Raw genomic sequence first — 318 nt, 5'->3', positions numbered from 1 at the left:
ACGCCGTAGTAGTTCTGCACCCGTCGCTCGGTCGGCAGGCCGTTGTCGTCCCAACCCATCGGGTAGAAGACGGTCTTTCCGCGCATGCGCTCGAACCGAGCCTTCACATCGGTGTGCGTGTAGGAGAACACGTGTCCGATGTGCAGGCTGCCCGATGCCGTCGGAGGCGGGGTGTCGATCGAGTACACGCCCTCGCGGCCGGACTGCGCCGCGCGAAGACGGTCGAACAGGTACGTGCCCTGCTCGGCCCAGGCGGCGTCCCACTTCGCTTCGAGGCCTTCGAGTGCGGGCTTGTCGGGAATCTGGTTCTGCGACGAT

The 318-nt window shown here is 65.7% G+C and carries 1 protein-coding gene; it reads right to left on the bottom strand.

The features are described from left to right. The coding region (locus tag L687_RS31895; RefSeq protein ID WP_152525887.1) for a class I tRNA ligase family protein at nt 1-302 on the bottom strand (302 nt) is incomplete at its 3' end. Between the last annotated feature and the right edge of the window lie 16 nt (nt 303-318).

Source organism: Microbacterium maritypicum MF109 (assembly GCF_000455825.1).
GTDB lineage: Bacteria > Actinomycetota > Actinomycetes > Actinomycetales > Microbacteriaceae > Microbacterium > Microbacterium maritypicum_A.
The sequence above is the reverse complement of the archived record's forward strand: the minus strand, read 5'-3'. Positions and strand labels throughout refer to the sequence as shown.